The sequence below is a fragment of the Mycolicibacter heraklionensis genome, assembly GCF_019645815.1.
Classification (GTDB): domain Bacteria; phylum Actinomycetota; class Actinomycetes; order Mycobacteriales; family Mycobacteriaceae; genus Mycobacterium; species Mycobacterium heraklionense.
Window position 1 is genome coordinate 361,238 of sequence record NZ_CP080997.1, and the last position, 17,508, is coordinate 378,745.

14 protein-coding genes are annotated in these 17,508 nt (G+C 68.2%); 11 read left to right on the plus strand and 3 right to left on the minus strand.

Annotated features, from left to right (window positions below; translation table 11 throughout):
- Positions 1-94: 94 nt before the first annotated feature.
- From eccA to eccE, 11 genes are read left to right on the plus strand one after another with little or no spacing between them, the layout of a single operon-like run.
- Positions 95-1,927: a type VII secretion AAA-ATPase EccA gene (eccA, locus tag K3U94_RS01685; RefSeq protein ID WP_220695375.1), complete on the plus strand. Its 1,833-nt coding sequence runs from the start codon at positions 95-97 to the stop codon at positions 1,925-1,927.
- Positions 1,924-3,549: a type VII secretion protein EccB gene (eccB, locus tag K3U94_RS01690; RefSeq protein WP_220695376.1), complete on the plus strand. Its 1,626-nt coding sequence runs from the start codon at positions 1,924-1,926 to the stop codon at positions 3,547-3,549. The genes eccA and eccB overlap by 4 nt, the downstream gene beginning before the upstream one ends.
- Entirely contained in the window at positions 3,546-7,505 is a 3,960-nt protein-coding gene (eccCa, locus tag K3U94_RS01695; protein WP_220695377.1) for a type VII secretion protein EccCa, read from the plus strand. The genes eccB and eccCa overlap by 4 nt, the downstream gene beginning before the upstream one ends.
- Before the next feature lie 31 nt (positions 7,506-7,536).
- Positions 7,537-7,848, plus strand: a complete 312-nt coding sequence (locus K3U94_RS01700; RefSeq protein WP_047321612.1) for a PE family protein — start codon at positions 7,537-7,539, stop codon at positions 7,846-7,848.
- A complete protein-coding gene (locus K3U94_RS01705; RefSeq protein ID WP_220695378.1) occupies positions 7,848-9,305 on the plus strand; it encodes a PPE family protein in 1,458 nt (485 codons plus the stop codon). The genes K3U94_RS01700 and K3U94_RS01705 overlap by 1 nt, the downstream gene beginning before the upstream one ends.
- Positions 9,306-9,327: 22 nt before the next feature.
- The gene (locus tag K3U94_RS01710; protein ID WP_064890669.1) at positions 9,328-9,621 is read left to right on the plus strand and encodes a hypothetical protein; all 294 of its coding nucleotides are present in this window, start codon (positions 9,328-9,330) and stop codon (positions 9,619-9,621) included.
- A 14-nt stretch (positions 9,622-9,635) separates the two neighbouring features.
- Entirely contained in the window at positions 9,636-9,923 is a 288-nt protein-coding gene (locus tag K3U94_RS01715; RefSeq protein WP_019738935.1) for a WXG100 family type VII secretion target, read from the plus strand.
- A gap of 33 nt (positions 9,924-9,956) precedes the next feature.
- Positions 9,957-10,832, plus strand: a complete 876-nt coding sequence (locus K3U94_RS01720) for an ESX secretion-associated protein EspG (RefSeq protein ID WP_047321459.1) — start codon at positions 9,957-9,959, stop codon at positions 10,830-10,832.
- Between the two features lie 44 nt (positions 10,833-10,876).
- Positions 10,877-12,310, plus strand: coding sequence for a type VII secretion integral membrane protein EccD (gene eccD, locus K3U94_RS01725; RefSeq protein WP_275564540.1), 1,434 nt, complete (start codon positions 10,877-10,879; stop codon positions 12,308-12,310).
- Positions 12,307-13,728 (plus strand): type VII secretion-associated serine protease mycosin, encoded by a 1,422-nt coding sequence (mycP, locus tag K3U94_RS01730; RefSeq protein WP_220695379.1) that lies wholly within the window; start codon positions 12,307-12,309, stop codon positions 13,726-13,728. The genes eccD and mycP overlap by 4 nt, the downstream gene beginning before the upstream one ends.
- Entirely contained in the window at positions 13,725-14,714 is a 990-nt protein-coding gene (eccE, locus tag K3U94_RS01735; protein WP_220695380.1) for a type VII secretion protein EccE, read from the plus strand. The genes mycP and eccE overlap by 4 nt, the downstream gene beginning before the upstream one ends.
- Here eccE and K3U94_RS01740 read toward each other — a convergent pair.
- Genes K3U94_RS01740 through bluB form a run of 3 tightly spaced genes read right to left on the minus strand, consistent with a single transcriptional unit; the run spans position 14,711 to position 17,504 of the window.
- A complete protein-coding gene (locus tag K3U94_RS01740) occupies positions 14,711-15,904 on the minus strand; it encodes an alpha/beta hydrolase family protein (RefSeq protein ID WP_220695381.1) in 1,194 nt (397 codons plus the stop codon). The genes eccE and K3U94_RS01740 overlap by 4 nt on opposite strands.
- A 53-nt stretch (positions 15,905-15,957) precedes the next feature.
- Positions 15,958-16,857, minus strand: a complete 900-nt coding sequence (locus K3U94_RS01745; protein WP_220695382.1) for an amidohydrolase family protein — start codon at positions 16,855-16,857, stop codon at positions 15,958-15,960.
- The gene (gene bluB / locus K3U94_RS01750; protein ID WP_267878336.1) at positions 16,854-17,504 is read right to left on the minus strand and encodes a 5,6-dimethylbenzimidazole synthase; all 651 of its coding nucleotides are present in this window, start codon (positions 17,502-17,504) and stop codon (positions 16,854-16,856) included. The genes K3U94_RS01745 and bluB overlap by 4 nt, the downstream gene beginning before the upstream one ends.
- Positions 17,505-17,508 lie beyond the last annotated feature (4 nt).

Consider the following 17,508-nt stretch of genomic DNA (forward strand, 5'->3'; position numbering starts at 1 on the left):
GCCGATCGGCTCGATCGATCTCGACAGTTAGCTTATGCAATGCTAACTTCAGCCGGGTTGGTGCAGTCAAAAATAGTGAAGGGGCGAGCCACGCATGAACAACGGTGATGCGGCTTTGCTCACCCCGAATCCCCGGGTTGACGAGGAAACCCTCAGCCGGTTTGCCACCTGCTGCCGAGCCCTCGGGATCGAGGTTTACCAGCGCAAACGTCCTGCCGACCTGGCCGCGGCCCGTACCGGCTTCGCGGCGCTGACCCGTATCGCACACGAGCAGTGCGATGCCTGGATCGGCCTGGCGGCCGCCGGCGACCAGTCGCCGCGGGTACTGGCCGCCATCTCGGAGACTGCCGCCAGCGCCGGAGCCCTGCAGCGGCGCCTGGACCTGAAGCCGGGTGCGCTCGGGTTCCACTACGACACCGGGCTGTACCTGAAGCTGCGCGCCACCGAAGCCGACGACTTCCACCTCGCCCACGCCGCGCAACTGGCGATGGCCGGCCGGTGCGCCGAGGCGAACGAGGTGGTCGCGGAGATCACCCAGCGGCGTCCCGACTGGAACGACGCTCGCTGGATGGCGATCGCGGTGAACCACCACGCCGAGCGCTGGTCGGACATGGTCAAGCTGCTGACTCCGATCGTCAACGACCCCGATCGTGACGAGCTGTTCACCCACGCCGCCAAGATCGCCCTCGGGATCGCCCTGGCGCGGCTGGGCATGTATGCCCCGGCGTTGTCTTACCTGGAGGAGCCGGAAGGCCCGATCGCGGTCGCGGCCACCGACGGGGCGCTGGCCAAGGGACTGATCCTGCGAGCCCAAGACGACGAGGAATCCGCGGCCGAGGTGCTGCAGGATCTCTATGCCGCCAACCCGGAGAACGAGCAGGTTCAACAGGCCTTGTTGGACCACAGCTTCGGGATCGTCACCACCACCGCGGCCCGGATCGAGGCCCGGACCGACCCCTGGGACCCCGACACCGAGCCCAGTGCCGAGGACTTCGTCGACCCGTCCGCCCATGAACGCAAGGCCGAACTGCTGGCCGAAGCCGAGCGTGAACTCGGCGAGTTCATCGGGCTGTCCGAGGTCAAGAACCAGGTTCAGCGGCTCAAGAGCTCGGTGGCCATGGAAGTGGTGCGCAAGCAGCACGGGCTCGCTGTCGGTCAGCGCACCCACCACCTGGTGTTCGCCGGGCCGCCTGGGACCGGTAAGACCACCATCGCGCGCGTGGTGGCCAAGATCTACTGCGGCCTGGGGCTGCTGAAGAAAGAGAACATCAAAGAGGTGCACCGTGCCGACCTGATCGGCCAGCACATCGGTGAGACCGAGGCCAAGACCAACGCCATCATCGACAGTGCTCTGGACGGGGTGCTGTTCCTGGACGAGGCCTACGCGTTGGTGGCCACCGGCGCCAAGAACGACTTCGGTCTGGTTGCCATCGACACGCTGCTGGCGCGGATGGAGAACGACCGTGACCGGCTGGTGGTGATCGTCGCCGGGTACCGCGCCGACCTGGACCGGTTCCTGGACACCAACGAAGGTCTGCGGTCGCGCTTTACCCGCAGCATCGACTTCCCGTCCTACCAGCCCCCGGAGCTGGTCGAGATCGCCTACAAGATGGCCGAGCAACGCGACAGCCGTTTCGAGCAGGCTGCACTCGAGGAGATGCAGGCGCTGTTCGGTCAGCTGGCCGAGGCGTCGCATCCCGACGCCAACGGCATCGCCCGGCGCAGCCTGGACATCGCCGGCAACGGCCGGTTCGTGCGAAACCTCGTCGAACGCTCCGAGGAGGAGCGCGAATTCCGGCTTGACCATTCCGAGCAGTCCGGCACCGGGCTGTTCACCGATGAGGAGCTCATGACCATTACGACCGAAGATGTTCGTAACTCGGTGGCGCCCTTGCTGCGTGGCCTGGGCCTGGAGGCCAACGCATGAGCGCGGCTCAGCCCGACCGGTCCGATGAAGAGCGGCGCTCGTTCGCGTCGCGCACCCCGGTCAACGAGAACCCGGATCGGGTCGAGTACCGGCGCGGGTTTGTCACCAAGCATCAGGTCAGCGGTTGGCGGTTCGTCATGCGGCGCATCGCCTCCGGCGTAGCCCTGCACGACACCCGGATGCTGGTGGAGCCGCTGCGCGCGCAGGCGCGTGCGGTGCTGATGGGTCTGCTGGTGCTCGCCACCGTGGCGGGCGGATGCTTCGTCTTCACCTTGATCTGGCCCAACAGTGCGGCCAACAACGACCCGGTGCTGGCGGACAAGTCCACCTCCGCGCTGTATGTGCGGGTCGGAGACCAGCTGCACCCGGTGCTGAACCTGACCTCCGCGCGCCTGATCGCCGGTCGGCCGGTCAACCCGACCGTGGTGAAAAGCACTGCGCTGGACAAGTTCGCCCGCGGCAACCTGATCGGCATCCCCGGAGCCCCGGAACGCATGGTGCAGAACAGCGCCCGTGACGCCGATTGGACCGCGTGCGACGCGGTGACCGGCTCGGTCGCCGGGGTCACGGTGATCGGCGGGCCGTTGGCCTACAGCGGGTCCCGGGCCGGAGCGCTCGACGCCCAGCACGCGGTGCTGGCCGATAACGGTTCCGGCGCATGGCTGTTGTGGGACGGCAAGCGTAGCCGGATCGACTTGTCCGACCACGCCATCACTGGCGCACTGGGACTCGGCGAGCGGGGTTCGACGGTGCCCACCCCGCGCCCGATCGCCACGGGACTGTTCAACGTGATTCCGGAGGCGCCGGCATTGGTGGCGCCGGTGATCCCCGGTGCCGGTGGTAAACCGTCGTTCGACCTGCACGCGGCCGCGCCGGTGGGCGCGGTTGTGGCGGCGCACTCCCTGGACGGCAATTCCGACAGCGCGTTGCGCTATTACGCGGTGTTGGAGGATGGGTTGCAGCCGATTTCGGGTGTGGTTGCGGCGGTGTTGCGTAATACGGATTCGCAGGGTTTGGAGCGGCCGCCGGTGTTGGGTGCGGATGATGTTGCGCGGTTGCCGGTTTCGCGGCAGTTGGATGTGTCGCGTTTTCCTGAGCAGCCGGTGAAGGTGGTGGATGCGGTGTCGGCGCCGGTGACGTGCGCGCATTGGAGTAAGCCTGCGGGGGCGAGCACGAGTTCGTTGACGTTGTTGTCGGGTTCGACGTTGCCGTTGCGTGAGGGTGTGCGGACCTTGGATCTGGTGGGTGCTGGTGTGGGCGGGACCGCCGCCCGGGTCGCCTTGACGCCGGGATCGGGCTACTTCGCTCAGAGTGTCAACAGTGATCCGACGGCCAATACCAGTGCGGGCCCACTGTTTTGGATCTCTGACACCGGTGTGCGCTATGGCATCAACACCGAGGCCGGCGCCAATGGCGGTGACGGAGACACCATCTCCGCACTCGGTTTGAGTGAGCCGGCTGTGCCGATTCCGTGGTCGGTGTTGTCGCAGTTTGCTGTGGGTCCTGCGTTGTCGCGGTCGGATGCGTTGTTGGCGCATGACGGGTTGGCGCCGGATGTGCGTCCGGGTCGTCGTGGCACCGCTGAGTTGGGTGGGGTTTCTAGTGTTGGAGAGTCGCGATGAGTCGTTTGATTTTTGAGGCCCGTCGTCGGTTGCCGGTGCCGCCTGTGGATCGGGGCACGATCACGGTTGAGCCGCCGCCGGAGTTGCCGCGGTTGGTTCCGGCGTCGTTTTTGCAGCGGGCGTTGCCGGTGGTGATTGTGATTTTGATTGTGGGCATGGTGATTGCCATGGTCGCTACGGGGATGCGGTTGGTGTCTCCGGTGATGTTGTTCTTCCCGTTTGCGTTGTTGGTGGCGGCGGCCGGGATTTATCGGGGTGGGGATAAGAAGGCCCGCACGGTGGAGGTGGATGCTGAGCGGGCGGATTATCTGCGGTATTTGTCGGTGGTCCGGGACAATATTCGGGGGTCGGCGGCTAAGCAGCGGGCGGCGGCGGAGTGGTCGCATCCCGATCCGGCGGATTTGGTGGCGGTGCCGGGTTCGCGGCGCCAATGGGAACGTGATCCGCATGATGAGGATTTTTTGGTGGTGCGTACCGGCCGGCATGCGGTGGGGTTGGCCAGTGCGGTGCGGGTGGCTGATACCGCTGATGAGATTGATTTGGAGCCGGTGTCGCACAGTGCGTTGCGCGGTCTGTTGGACACCCAGCGCACGGTGCGCGATGTGCCGGTGGGTGTGGATCTGACGAAGGTGTCGCGGGTCACGGTGCTCGGTGAGGGCGCCGATGCTGCCGCCGATGTCCGGGGTGCGGTGCGGGCGTGGGTCGCTCAGGCGGTGACGTGGCATGACCCGACGGTGTTGGGGGTGGCGTTGGCGTCGCCGGAGTTGGAGAGCCCGGCGTGGTCGTGGTGCAAGTGGTTGCCGCATGTCGATATTGCTGGTCAGGCCGATGGGGTGGGCCCGGCCCGGTATTTGGCGGGCAGCGCGGAGGAGCTGTCGGTGTTGTTGGCGCCGGTGTTGGCGGCCCGCCCGGCGTTTAGCGGTGAGGCCGGTGAGACGAGCCGGCATTTGTTGGTGATCATCGACGACCCGGATTTCGATGTGGCGGCTTCGGTGTTGGGGGCGGCGCGGGCCGGGGTGACGATTGTGCAGCGCGGCGCCGCGGCGCCGAGTCGGGAGCAGTATCCCGATCCTGAGCGCCCGATCCTGCGGATCAGCGCGGGTGGGGGTGCGATTGATCGCTGGCAGACGGGGGGTTGGCAGCGCTATGTCGATGCCGCGGACTCCTTGGGGGCGGCGGAGGCTGCGCATCTGGCGCGACGGTTGTCGCGGTGGGATTCCAACCCGACGCATGCCGGGTTGCGCTCGGCCGGGACCCGGGGCGCGACCTTCACCACGTTGTTGGGGATCAGCGATGCCTCGCAGTTGGATGTGCCGGCGTTGTGGGCGCCGCGGCCCCGCGAGGAGGAGTTGCGGGTGCCGATTGGGGTGACCGCGACCGGGGAGCCGTTGATCTTTGATCTCAAGGATGAGGCCGAGGGCGGGATGGGCCCGCACGGGTTGATGATCGGTATGACCGGCTCGGGTAAGTCGCAGACCTTGATGGCGATCCTGCTGTCGTTGTTGACGACGCATTCGGCGGATCGGTTGATCGTGATTTACGCCGACTTCAAGGGCGAGGCCGGCGCGGACATTTTCCGGCATTTCCCGCAGGTGGTGGCGGTCATCTCCAACATGGCCGAGAAGCGCTCGCTGGCGGATCGGTTCGCTGACACCCTGCGCGGGGAAGTGGCGCGGCGGGAGTTGTTGCTGCGCGAGGCGGGCCGGCGGGTGCAGGGCAGTGCGTTTAACTCGGTGACCGAGTATGAGGCGGCGATCGCTGCGGGGCATGATTTGGCGCCGATCCCGACACTGTTCATCGTCGCTGATGAGTTCACCCTGATGTTGGCTGATCACCCCGAGTACGCCGAGCTGTTCGACTATGTGGCGCGTAAGGGGCGGTCGTTCCGGATCCATATTCTGTTCGCGTCGCAGACGTTGGATGTGGGCAAGATCAAGGACATCGACAAGAACACCTCGTATCGGATCGGGTTGAAGGTCGCCAGCCCGAGTGTGTCGCGCCAGATCATCGGGGTCGAGGACGCCTATCACATCGAGTCGGGTAAAGAGCACAAGGGTGAGGGGTTTTTGGTGCCCGCGCCGGGGGCGGCGCCGATCAAGTTCCGCTCCACCTATGTTGACGGGATTTATGACCCGCCACGCCAATCGCGGGCGGTGGTGATGCATGCCCTGCCGGAGCCGAAGTTGTTCACCGCGGGGGCGGTGGATTCGGGGGCCGACAGCACGGTGGTGCAGGTCGAGGAGGAGACCCTGGGCCCGCCACGCAAGCTGATCGCCACCATCGGCGATCAGTTGGCCAACTACGGGCCCCAGGCCCCGGCACTGTGGTTGCCGCCGCTGGACGAGCCGATCCCGCTGGCCGCCGCCCTGGCCCGGGCCGGGATCGGGGAGCGGCAGTTGCGCTGGCCGTTGGGGGAGATCGACAAACCCTTCGACATGCGCCGCGATCCGCTGGTGTTCGACGCCCGCTCCGCGAGCGGGAACATGCTCATTCACGGTGGCCCCAAGTCGGGCAAGACCACCGCTCTGCAGACGTTCATCCTCTCGGCGGCCAACCTGCACTCGCCGCGGGAGGTGAGCTTCTACTGCCTGGACTACGGCGGCGGGCAGCTGCGGGCCTTGGAGGACCTGGCCCATGTGGGCAGTGTGGCCTCCGGGCTGGAGCCGGAGAAGATCCGCCGCACCTTCGGGGAGTTGGAGCAGTTGTTGACGGCGCGTCAGCAGCGCGAAGCGTTCCGTGATGGCAGCATCGGCTCGCTCAACGACGGCTACGGTGAAGTGTTCTTGGTCATCGACAACCTGTATGCGTTCAGCCGGGACAACACCGACCAGTTCAATACCCGTAACCCGTTGCTGGCCAAGGTCACCGAACTGGTCAACGTCGGGCTGGCCTACGGCATCCACGTCATCGTGACCACCCCCAGCTGGCTGGAAGTCCCGCTGGCCATGCGGGACGGGCTCGGATTGCGCCTGGAGCTCAAACTGCACGACCCGCGCGACAGCAACGTCCGGGTTGCCGGGGCGCTCACCCGTCCGGCCGAAGCGGTGCCGGCCAACCAGCCCGGTCGTGGTCTGACGATGGCCGCCGAGCACTTCCTGATCGCCCAACCCGATCTAACCCAGATCGCCGAGCTCAACGCCCGCCACCCCGGGCTGGCGGCACCGCCGGTGCGGTTGTTGCCGACCAACCTGGCCCCCGAAGAGGTCGGGGCGCTCTACCCGGCACCCGAACATGTGGTGATCGGGGTGCGTGAAGAGGACCTGGCCCCGGTCGAGGTGGACTTCACCGCCAACCCACTGCTGCTGGTGCTCGGCGACGCCAAGTCCGGCAAAACCACCCTGCTGCGCCACCTCATCCGCACCGTGCGGGACAACAACACCGCCGAGCAGGTGGCGTTCACCGTGATCGATCGCCGCCTGCACCTCGTCGACGAACCCCTCTACCCGGACAACGAGTACACCGCCAACGTGGATCGGGTCATCCCCGCCATGCTCGGCCTGTCGGCGTTGATCGGCTCCCGACGCCCCCCCGCAGGATTGTCGGCGGCGGACCTGGCCGCCTGGCGCTACGACGGGCACACCCACTACCTGATCATCGACGACGTCGACGCCATCCCCGACACCCCAGCACTATCAGGGCCCTACGCCGGGCAGCGGCCCTGGACCACCCTGATCGAACTGCTCTCCCAAGCCGGCGATCTGGGCCTGCGGGTCATCGTCACCGCACGAGCCACCGGCTCAGCACACGCCCTGATGACCAACCCACTGCTCCGACGGCTCAACGACCTACAAGCCACCACCCTCATGCTCTCCGGCAACCCCGCCGACAGCGGCAAAATCCGCGGCCAACGCTTCAGCCGCCTCCCCGCAGGACGAGCAATCCTGCTAGCCGACAACGACGAACCCACCTACCTCCAACTAGTCAACCCAACATTCAGCCAAACCTTGACGCGCTAGTGCGCATCGAAATGGGGAAGGGGAAATTGCCATGACGCTCAATGTGGTTCCAGAAGGTCTCGCCGCCGCCAGCGCAGCGGTCGAGGCATTGACCGCCCGTCTGGCGGCCGCGCAGGCCAGCGCCGCTCCGCTGATCACGGCGGTGGTTCCGCCGGCGGCCGACCCGGTGTCGCTGCAGACCGCTGCCGGTTTCAGCGCGCAGGGCAGCGAGCACGCTGCGGTAGCCGCCCAAGGCGCCGCTGAGTTGGGCCGCGCCGGCGTCGGTGTCGGTGAGTCCGGTGTCAACTACGCCGCCGGTGACGCCGCGGGCGCGTCCACGTACTTTTTGGGCGCCCGAGGCTGATGGTTCCCGCCCCGGTCTGGATCGCCTCCCCCCCGGAGGTGCATTCAGCATTGCTGAGCAGCGGTCCCGGACCGGGTCCGTTGCTGTCGGCTGCCGGGGTATGGAACTCACTGAGCGCCGAGTACGCCTCGGTGGCAGACGAACTCACCGCGCTGCTCGGTGCGGTGCAGACCGGCGCGTGGCAGGGACCCAGCGCCGAGCAGTACCTGGCCGCACACGGGCCGTATCTGGCCTGGCTGGGCCAGGCCAGCGCGGACAGCGCTGGTGTTGCCGCACAGCATGAAGTGGCCGCAGCGGCGTACACCAGTGCGTTGGCGTCGATGCCGACCCTGGCCGAATTGTCTGCCAATCACATGACGCACGGGGTGCTGATCGCCACCAACTTCTTCGGGATCAACACGATCCCGATTGCGCTCAACGAAGCCGACTATGTCCGGATGTGGGTCCAGGCCGCCACCACCATGAGCACCTACCATGCGGTGTCCGGTGCGGCGCTGGCTTCCGCGCCGCGAGCGGTGGAGGCGCCCCCGGTGGTCAAAGCCGACTCCGCCCAGCCCGCGGAAGACTCGTCGTCGGACATCGGGGATTTCTTCACTCGGCTGTGGGAACAGCTCGTCCAGTTTTTCAACGACCCGATCGGGGTGATCCGCGAGATCCTCAGCACCCCGGGTGCGCTGGTGACCTGGTTCCCGCTGCTGTTCTTCGTCGCCTACGAGGCGTTCTTCATCCCGTTCGGCTGGACCTTCTGGTCGCTGTTGTTCGCCAGTGCGGCCCTCCTGCCGATCTTGCTCGGTGTGGGTCTGAGCCACCTGGCCGACCTGGGTGAGGAGATTGCGCCCGAAGGCGTCGCCGAGCCGGTACCGGGTTCGGTCATTCCGTCGAGCGACCGGCCGCCCGCAGTGGTGGCGGGCTTCAGCCCGAGTATCGCCACGCCCGGTGCCGCGAGTGTTCCCGCCGCACCGGCTACCTCGGCGGTGGCACCGCCACCGCCGGCGGCCGGGGTGATGGCATTCGGCTACTTGGTCACGGGCACCGACCCGGGCACCGGACTGGGTCCGACCCTGACCGACCGCAACAAGGCGAAAGCACCGGCCTCTCGGGTGCCGGCGGCCGCGGCAGCGGTGGGCAGCTCGGCGCGTGACAGGGCGCGGGCGCGGCGCCGCCGCCAGGCGGTGATGCGTGATCACGCGGACGAGTTCATGGACCTGGACTCTGGTGCCGGCACCGGTCCAGATCCCGCGTCGACCGCGCCGTCCGCGGCGGGTTCGGACAGCGGTACCGGGCCTCTCGGATTCACCGGGACGGTGGGCAAGCGTGCCGGCAGTGCGGCATCCGGGCTGACCACCTTGACCGGTGACGGGTTCGGCGGCGGCCCCAATATGCCGATGTTGCCCGATACCTGGGGCGAGAAGGATCTTGACGACTCCGCTGGGGAGTCGGAAGCAGAACCGAAGTAGAAGTCAAGAAAGGAGTGCGGCGATGAGTATGTTGGATGCGCATATTCCGCAGTTGGTGGCGTCGGAGTCGGCGTTTGGTGCCAAGGCGGCGTTGATGCGGTCGACGATGGCGCAGGCGGAGCAGGCGGCGATGTCGGCGCAGGCGTTTCATGTGGGTGAGGCGGCTGCGGCGTTTCAGGGGTCGCATGCGCGGTTTGTGGCGATGGCGGCGCGGGTGAATGCGTTGCTGGATATGGCGCAGGTGAATCTGGCGGATGCCGGTTCGACGTATGTGGCGGCCGATGCGGCTGCGGCTTCTGGTTACACCGGGGTTTAGGGAGGGTTTGTCTGATGTCGCAGATTATGTACAACTACCCGGCGATGTTGGCCCATGCGGCTGAGATGAATGGGTATGCGGGCACGTTGCAGGCGGTGGGTGCTGATATTGCCAGTGAGCAGGCGGCGTTGTCGGCGGCGTGGCAGGGCGATACGGGGATGACGTATCAGGCGTGGCAGGCGCAGTGGAATCAGGCGATGGAGGAGTTGGTCCGCGCGTATCACGCGATGGCCACCACGCATGAGACCAACACCTTGATGATGAATGCGCGCGACACCGCCGAAGCCGCCAAGTGGGGCTGACCCCAGTGATCCGCTCGATGAGGGAAGGCAGCGATGGGTACTGAGCCCAACGCCGCCGAACTGACCGTCGAGCAAGCCTGGTACATCGCGGAAACCGTTGGTGCCGGGTCTTTTCCGTGGGTGTTGGCAATCACCATGCCCTACACGGACGCCGGGGAGCGCGGCGCGTTCATGGCGCGCCAGCGCGACGAGCTCACCCGGATGGGAGTGGTCTCGCCGGAGGGTACGGTCAATCCGGCCGTGGCCGAGTGGATCCGGGTGGTGTGCTTCCCCGACCGGTGGCTGGACCTGCGCTATGTGGGTTCGGCCGCCGGCGGGACTCCCGAGATGCTGCGGGGCATCGTCGCGCGCCGCGACCAGAACCCCGGCAAACCCGGCCGGACGGTGGTGGCATTGCGCAATGCGCAACTGGTCACGTTCACCGCGATGGATATCGACGACCCGCGCCTGCTGGTCCCGGTGCTCGGAGCGGGCCTGCGGCACCGCCCGCCGGCCCGGTTCGACGAGTTCACCCTGCCCGCCCGGGTCGGTGCACGCGCCGACGAGCGTCTGCGCGCTGGTGCCCCGCTCACCGAAGTGCTTGATTACCTGGGCATTCCCGCCTCGGCCCGGCCGATCGTGGAGTCGGTGTTCACCGGCCCGCGCAGCTATGTCGAGGTCGTCGCGGGGTGCGCGCGAGACGGCCGGCACACCACCACCGAAGTCGGGATGAGTCTGGTCGATGCCGACGCGGGCCGCATCCTGGTCACTCCGTCGCAGGCCTTCGACGGCGAGTGGGTGTCGACCTTCCGGCCCGGAACCGACTTTGCGACTGCCGTCGCGATCGAACAGTTGACCGCCACCCTGCCCGAGGGCACCTGGTTCCCCGGTCAGCGCCTGTCCAGAGATTTCACCACCCAGCTGTCCTGAAGCAGCGAAAAGAACGTCCTCGCAGAGAAGAATAGGGAACACCAATGACCGAAGCCCCGGTGCTGACCAGCGCCGTCATGCCGATTGTCCGCATCGCGGTCCTGGCCGACAGTCGGCTGACCGAGATCGCCGTGCCCGCGGAGCTGCCGCTGCGCGAAATCCTGCCGGCGGTGCAACGCCTGGTGGCCCCGGATGCCGGCGACGACGCCGAACCGGCCGCCGGTGCGACGACGCGGCTGAGCCTGGCGCCGGTCGGCGGCGCCCCGTTCAGCCTGGACGCCAGCCTGGACACGGTCGGGGTCGTCGACGGCGACCTGCTGGCCCTGCGTCCGGTGCCGGTCGGCCCGGCAGCACCCGGCATCGTCGAAGACATCGCCGACGCGGCCGTAATCTTCTCCGCCTCCCGGCGTAAGCCCTGGGGTGCCAAGCACATTCAACGCGCGGCGTTGGCCGCCGGGACGGGGCTGATTTTCGCCGCGACCGGGCTCGCGACCGCGCACCGCGCCCTCACCGGCGAGCCGGCCGGCCTGTTCGCGGCCGGGGCGATCGCCCTGCTCACGGTGCTCGCTGCGCTGCTGTGCCGCACACGGTCGGCCGAAGCCGCACTGACCCTGTCGATCGCGGCGCTGGTACCGCTCGCCGCGGTGGGCACCTTGGCGGTGCCGGGGCTGTTCAGTCCGGCACACGTGGTGCTGGGCGCGGCAGCGGTCAGCGCGTGGTCGCTGATCTGCCTGATCGTGCCGCCGGGCGGCCGTGGCGAGCGTGGGATCGCCTTCTTCACCGCCGCGGTGGTCGTCGGCGTCGGGGTGCTGGCGGCGGCTGCTGTCAGGACGTTCTGGGAGCTGCCACCGCTCACTCTCGGCTGCGGCCTGATCACCGCGTCGCTGTTGCTCACCGTTGCCGCGCCGCAGATTTCGGCACTGTGGGCGCGACTGCCGTTGCCGGTGATCCCGGCTCCGGGCGACCCGACGCCGTCGGCGCTGCCGCAGAGCGTGCTGGAGGACCTGCCTCGTCGAGTCCGTGTCACCGACGCCCACCAGACCGGCTTCATCGCCGGGGCAGTGCTGCTCGCTGTGCTCGGTTCGGTGGCCATCGCCTTTGCGCCCGAGGGGCTTTCGGGCTGGGCGTGGTACGTGGTCGCCGGCATCGCGGTGGCTTCGGTGCTGCGTGCCCGGGTGTGGGACTCGGCGTGGTGCAAGGCCTGGCTGCTGGCCGAGCCGCACCTGACCGCGATCGCGCTGCTGGTCGGCTACGCGGCCACCGGCCGGTACGCGGCTGCCTTCGGTGCGGTGCTGGTGCTGGCCGCCTTGGTGGCGGTGTGGGCGGTGGTCTCCCTGAGCCCGGCCGTCGCATCGCCGGAGAGCTACTCACTGCCGGTCCGGCGGCTGGTGGGCTTCCTGGCTTCCGGCGTCGACGCCACCCTGATTCCGGTCATGGCCTACCTGGTCGGCATTTTCGCCTGGGTTCTGTCTCGATGACCGTTGCCGCACAACACAGTCGGAGTCGATCGGCGGTTCGCGGCGCCGGCGTCGCGATGCTGGCTGCCTTGCTGACCAGTGCGCCGGCGCTGGCGATCACCCCGCCGACGGTCGACCCGACGGTGCCGCCGCCCAGCGGGGCGCCCGGCCCCGTCACGGCGATGGAACAGCGCGGCGACTGCGCCAGTTCGGGTCTGCTGCCCGGCAGCAACCTCAGCGCCGCGGCGGCCGGACAGCGGATGCTCGATCTCCCTGCGGCGTGGCAGTTCTCTCGCGGCGAGGGTCAGACGGTGGCCGTCATCGACACCGGTGTACGGCCGGGCCCGCGCCTTGCGGCGGTGGAGCCGGGCGGCGACTACATCGGCACCACCGACGGCCTGACCGACTGCGACGGACACGGAACGCTGGTTGCTGGGATCGTGGCCGGCCAGCCGGGTGATGACGGCTTCTCCGGGGTTGCCCCGGCCGCCCGCCTGCTGTCCCTGCGGACCGCTTCGGCGACCATCTCGCCGCGGCTGGGCGGAGACGACCCGCGGACAACTCGGGTGATCACTGACATCACCGCACTGGCGCGGGCCATCGTGCATGCCGCCGACCTCGGCGCGCGGGTCATCACCATCTCCACCACCACCTGCCTGCCGGCCGACCGCAACGTCGACCAGACGGCGTTGGGTGCGGCCCTGCGCTACGCGGCGGTGGAAAAGGACGCGCTGGTCGTGGCGGCCGCCGGTGACGCCGGCCAGACCGGTTCGGTCGGCGGCGGCGGGGAGGCGTGCGAGTCCAATCCGCTCACCGACCTGAGCCGCCCGCAGGATCCACGCAACTGGGCCGGGGTGACGTCGCTGTCGGTGCCGTCGTGGTGGCATCCCTACGTGCTGTCGGTGGCGTCGCTGTCGTCGAGTGGCCGGCCGTCCGGATTCACCATGGCCGGACCGTGGGTCGGCGTGGCCGCCCCCGGCGAGGAGATCGTCTCGGTGAGCAACCGCGAAGACGGCGGACTGGCCAACGCGCTGCCCGGCAACCAGGGCCGGCTGGTGCCGCTCAGTGGCACCGGCTACGCCGCCGGTTACGTGGCGGGCGTGGCCGCACTGGTCCGCGGTCGTTACCCCGACCTGAACGCGATGCAGGTCGCGCACCGGATCGTCTCCACCGCCCACAACTCCGCGCGCGCGCCGTCCGACGTGGTGGGCGCCGGAATCATCGACCCGGTGGCCGCGCTGACCTGGGAATTGCCACCGGCCGCGGATCCGGCCGCCGCACCCGCGAAGAAGATCTCCCCACCCCCGGCGCCGCAACCCGAGGACCCGGCGCCACGGATCGTGGCCTTCGCCGGAACCGCACTGCTGGCCGGGTTGGTCGTCGCCGTCGCCACTGGCGCCGCGGCGGCCGCTCGCCGACGAAAGGAAGACCAGCTGTGAGCTCGCACCCAACCACCATTCCCCGGCCCGGACCGGCCCGGATCACCTTGGTGCTGCTGGCCGTGGTGCCGGCGCTGATGGCGAACCCCTGGCAGACCACCGCACAGCGCTGGGCGCTTGCCGTGGGCATCATCGTGCCGATCCTGCTGCTCGGGTGGTGGCGGGGCCTGCACTTCACCACGATCGCCCGCCGCCGGTTCGCCATGTTGCGCTCGCGCGGCGGCGCCCACACCGACCGCCGGGACGCTGCTGGCGCGCGGGCGACAGGGGCGCTGCGCATCACGGACTCGGCGGCGGGGAACGCTGTACCGCTGTCGCTGATCGCGAGCTACCTGAACCGATACGGTCTGCGGGCCGACACGGTGCGCATCACCAGCCGAGGCACCCGGTCGGATGGCGGTGCGGGAACCACCGACACCTGGATCGGCCTGACGTACGCTGCCGCACCGAATCTGGCCGCGCTGCAGGCCCGCTCGGCTTCCATCCCGCTGCAGCGGACCGTCGACGTCGCCGTTCGGCGTCTCGCCGACCACCTTCGTGAAATCGGTTGGGACACCACTGTGGTCGCCGACGATGAGATCCCCTCGCTGATCGACGGGAGCGCCCGGGAAACGTGGCGGTCGGTTGTCGACGGCTCGGGCGACCACGTCGCCGCCTACCAGGTGGGGATCGACGCCGCACTGGCCGACACGATCAGCCGGATCCAGGCCGTCAACGCCAGCGAGACCTGGACGGTGCTGGAATTCGCCGAGGACGACGGCCAGCAGACCGTCGCCGCGGCGTGCGCGCTGCGCACCGGGTCCGCTCCCGATGGCGGCGCCCCGCTGGCCGGACTGCTGCCGCAGCAGGGCAATCACCGCAGTGCGCTGCTGAGCTTGCACCCGCTGTCCGGCAGCCGATTGGACGGCCACGCCGCCCTGACCGGCGGCGATCTCGCCGGCCTGCGGTGGCCTGTGTCTGCGGCACCCGCGGCCGCGCGTAGCTAGAACATGTACGGCCGCAGGAACGCGGTCATCCTGCGCAGGTAGGTCGGTTGGCTGACGTGCAGCACATGGTTTCCCGGAAACCAATGCAGCGCACACCGATCCCAGTGGTGCCACAGCATTTCGGACTGCTCCGGTGGTGCCAGCCGGTCGCCCAGGCCGGTGATGATCAGTCGCCGTTCCTTGGCCACCAGCGGGGCGTAGTTCAGCGGTGAGTGGTAGGCCGTCGCGGCGACGAATTCGTCGCCGCCGACCTGCCCCAGCCGTTGTCCGCCCGCCAGTACCAGGTTGGCGGGAAACCAGTCGCGGATCTCGGATTCGACGGAAACCACCGGCACATTCGGGATCACCGCTTGCAGTCGGCGTTCGACGGCGGCCAACAGGGCACTGGTGTAGCCGCCCAGCGACAGACCGGTCAACGCGAAGCGGTCGACACCGGTGGACTCCAGATAGTCGACCATCGAGCGGAAGTCGTGGACCGCTTGGGCCATCGCCTCGGCGAAGCCCGACATGCCGTGCGAGAAGTAGCCGTATCCGCTGAAGGGAGAGTGCTTTTCGGCCCGCCGGCCGTGGAAGGGCAGCGTGAACAAGGCGACGTCGTATCCGGATCGGTAGAACCACGGCAGCGAGAAGAAGAGGCCGTTGAATAGGTAGGCCGATCCCATGAAACCGTGGATGACGCACAGCGTCGGCCGCGGCCCGTCGTCGTGACGCCAATGCTGGAACCGCGCGACGTTGTTGTTGCCCAGGGCGCGCCAGGAGTCGCGCATTGCCGGGTTGACCGCGTCGAAACCACTGCGGAATGAGACGTTTTCGACAGCGCCGCGAGCGATCCCCTCCGCGATCGGATTGGCCCGTCGCGCTGAGACCCTGGGCAATTCCTGGGGCTCCGGGAAGGATCTGGTTGGGTCGTGGTGTGACGCCAGCTCGGCGTAGAACGCCAGCCGCTCACGCTCCTGCCGCGACTGTTTACGGCCGACCGCCGTGGTGAGCACCGACGGGATCATCGCCGCGGCAACCATGGAAGCAACCGCGGTGCGCAAGCCGATATCGGCGAAAGCCGACGCATCCACGATCGCCTTCTCCCGCAACGACAACTCGCTGCGGCGCGGCAGACCCTGTTCTCCGGCATCGGCACCCGGAACATCGGGAATCGGGATGGGCGGGTTCAGCGGGGTGACGTCAGTGCTCACGGTCGCCGGCCTTTCTCGCGGGTCGCCCTGGCCCTGCGGCCCCCGGTGCGACGTCAACCGGATGGTAACTCGATTGCGAACAGCCGCGCGGCATTGTCGTGCAGGACCCCGCGCAGCCAGGCGTCGTCGATACCGGGAAGCGCGGTGATCGCGTCCAGCGCCTCGCGATAGCCGTACGGGATGTTCGGAAAGTCGCTGCCGAACAGAATCCGTTCACCCGCGGCGCGCAGGCGCGGATCTTCGCTGGTCGGGAACGGCATGAGCTGGTCGACGAACGCGGTGAAGGCCATCGTGGTATCGAGGTGCACGCTTGGCGAATCCAGGCAGATATCGAGGAATTCGTCGTATTCCGGCATACCCATGTGCGCGATGATCAAAGCCAGCCGTGGGTGGCGGTGCAGCAGTCGCCGAACCGGCTCCGGCCCGGTGAACCGGCCGGGCTGCGGACCGGAGCCGCAGTGGATGACGACGGGGATGCCGCAGTCCTCGATCACTCCCCAGACGTCGTCGAGCAGCGGGTCGGTCGGGTCATAATCACCGACCTGGATGTGTGCCTTGAAGATTCGGACTCCGGCATGGATCGCTGCTTGGACGTAGTCGGCCGCGCCGGGTTCCGGGTAGAAGGTCGCGGTGGGCAGGCAATCCGGTGTGTCCCGGGCGAATTGGGCTGCCCACTGGTTGAGCCAAGCCGCCATCTCCGGCTTGTGCGGATACACCAGCGAGGTGAAACGTCGTACCCCGAAGGCGCGAAGCGTGTCGACCCGTTTGGACTCATCCATCCGGTAGTTGATGGGCCATGGGCGCCCAACCATGGGGCCGGCCGCATCGAAGTACTTCCATACCTTGTCCATCACCGACTTGGGCATGAAATGGGTGTGTACGTCGATGATTCCCGGCAGTCCGAGCAACGACCAGACCTCGCGGACCGCGGCGGCTTCGTCATCGTCTTTCATGGGATCTCCCAAGTGTTTTCGGAGACGAACTCGCCCAAGGGCTGTCGGTAGGCCCACTCGTCGATCTCCAACGCCGGCCGGTCCGGAAACTCTGGGACCGGGCCCAGGCACAGGATCGCCACGGGCTCGGCATCCGCGGGCATCCCCAGCAGCCGCGCCAGCGCCGCAGGCTCGAACAGCGACACCCAACCCATGCCCAGCCCCTCCGCGCGGGCGGCCAGCCACAGGTTCTGAATCGCGCACGAGACCGATGCCAGATCCATCTGAGGCAAGGTGCGGCGACCGAAGATGTGCGCCTGCCGGCCGTCTCGCAACGCCACCACCAACAGCTCGGCGCACTCGCGGATGCCTTCCACCTTCAAGGCCAGGAACTCCTGCTCGCGACGGCCCAGTGCCTCGGCGGTGCGATGGCGCTCCTCGTCGACCAGGGCATGGATCCGCTGCCGCAGGACGTCGTCGGTGATCCGGACGAACCGCCACGGCTGCATGAGGCCCACACTCGGTGCGGCATGGGCCGCCGCCAGCAGGCGCGCCAGGACGCCCGGGTCGACGGTGCTGCCGGGCACGAATCGGCGCATGTCGCGCCGTTCGGCGATCACCCGGTACACGGCTTGGCGCTCCTGCACGGTGAACGAAGGATCAGCCACGGGA

What these genes read in the sequence shown, in the direction of transcription:
- eccA (WP_220695375.1), top strand. Translation starts at nt 95, where the DNA reads ATGAACAACGGTGATGCGGCTTTGCTCACCCCGAATCCCCGGGTTGAC.
- eccB (WP_220695376.1), top strand. Translation starts at nt 1,924, where the DNA reads ATGAGCGCGGCTCAGCCCGACCGGTCCGATGAAGAGCGGCGCTCGTTC.
- eccCa (WP_220695377.1), top strand. Translation starts at nt 3,546, where the DNA reads ATGAGTCGTTTGATTTTTGAGGCCCGTCGTCGGTTGCCGGTGCCGCCT.
- K3U94_RS01700 (WP_047321612.1), top strand. Translation starts at nt 7,537, where the DNA reads ATGACGCTCAATGTGGTTCCAGAAGGTCTCGCCGCCGCCAGCGCAGCG.
- K3U94_RS01705 (WP_220695378.1), top strand. Translation starts at nt 7,848, where the DNA reads ATGGTTCCCGCCCCGGTCTGGATCGCCTCCCCCCCGGAGGTGCATTCA.
- K3U94_RS01710 (WP_064890669.1), top strand. Translation starts at nt 9,328, where the DNA reads ATGAGTATGTTGGATGCGCATATTCCGCAGTTGGTGGCGTCGGAGTCG.
- K3U94_RS01715 (WP_019738935.1), top strand. Translation starts at nt 9,636, where the DNA reads ATGTCGCAGATTATGTACAACTACCCGGCGATGTTGGCCCATGCGGCT.
- K3U94_RS01720 (WP_047321459.1), top strand. Translation starts at nt 9,957, where the DNA reads ATGGGTACTGAGCCCAACGCCGCCGAACTGACCGTCGAGCAAGCCTGG.
- eccD (WP_275564540.1), top strand. Translation starts at nt 10,877, where the DNA reads ATGACCGAAGCCCCGGTGCTGACCAGCGCCGTCATGCCGATTGTCCGC.
- mycP (WP_220695379.1), top strand. Translation starts at nt 12,307, where the DNA reads ATGACCGTTGCCGCACAACACAGTCGGAGTCGATCGGCGGTTCGCGGC.
- K3U94_RS01745 (WP_220695382.1), bottom strand. Translation starts at nt 16,857, where the DNA reads ATGAAAGACGATGACGAAGCCGCCGCGGTCCGCGAGGTCTGGTCGTTG.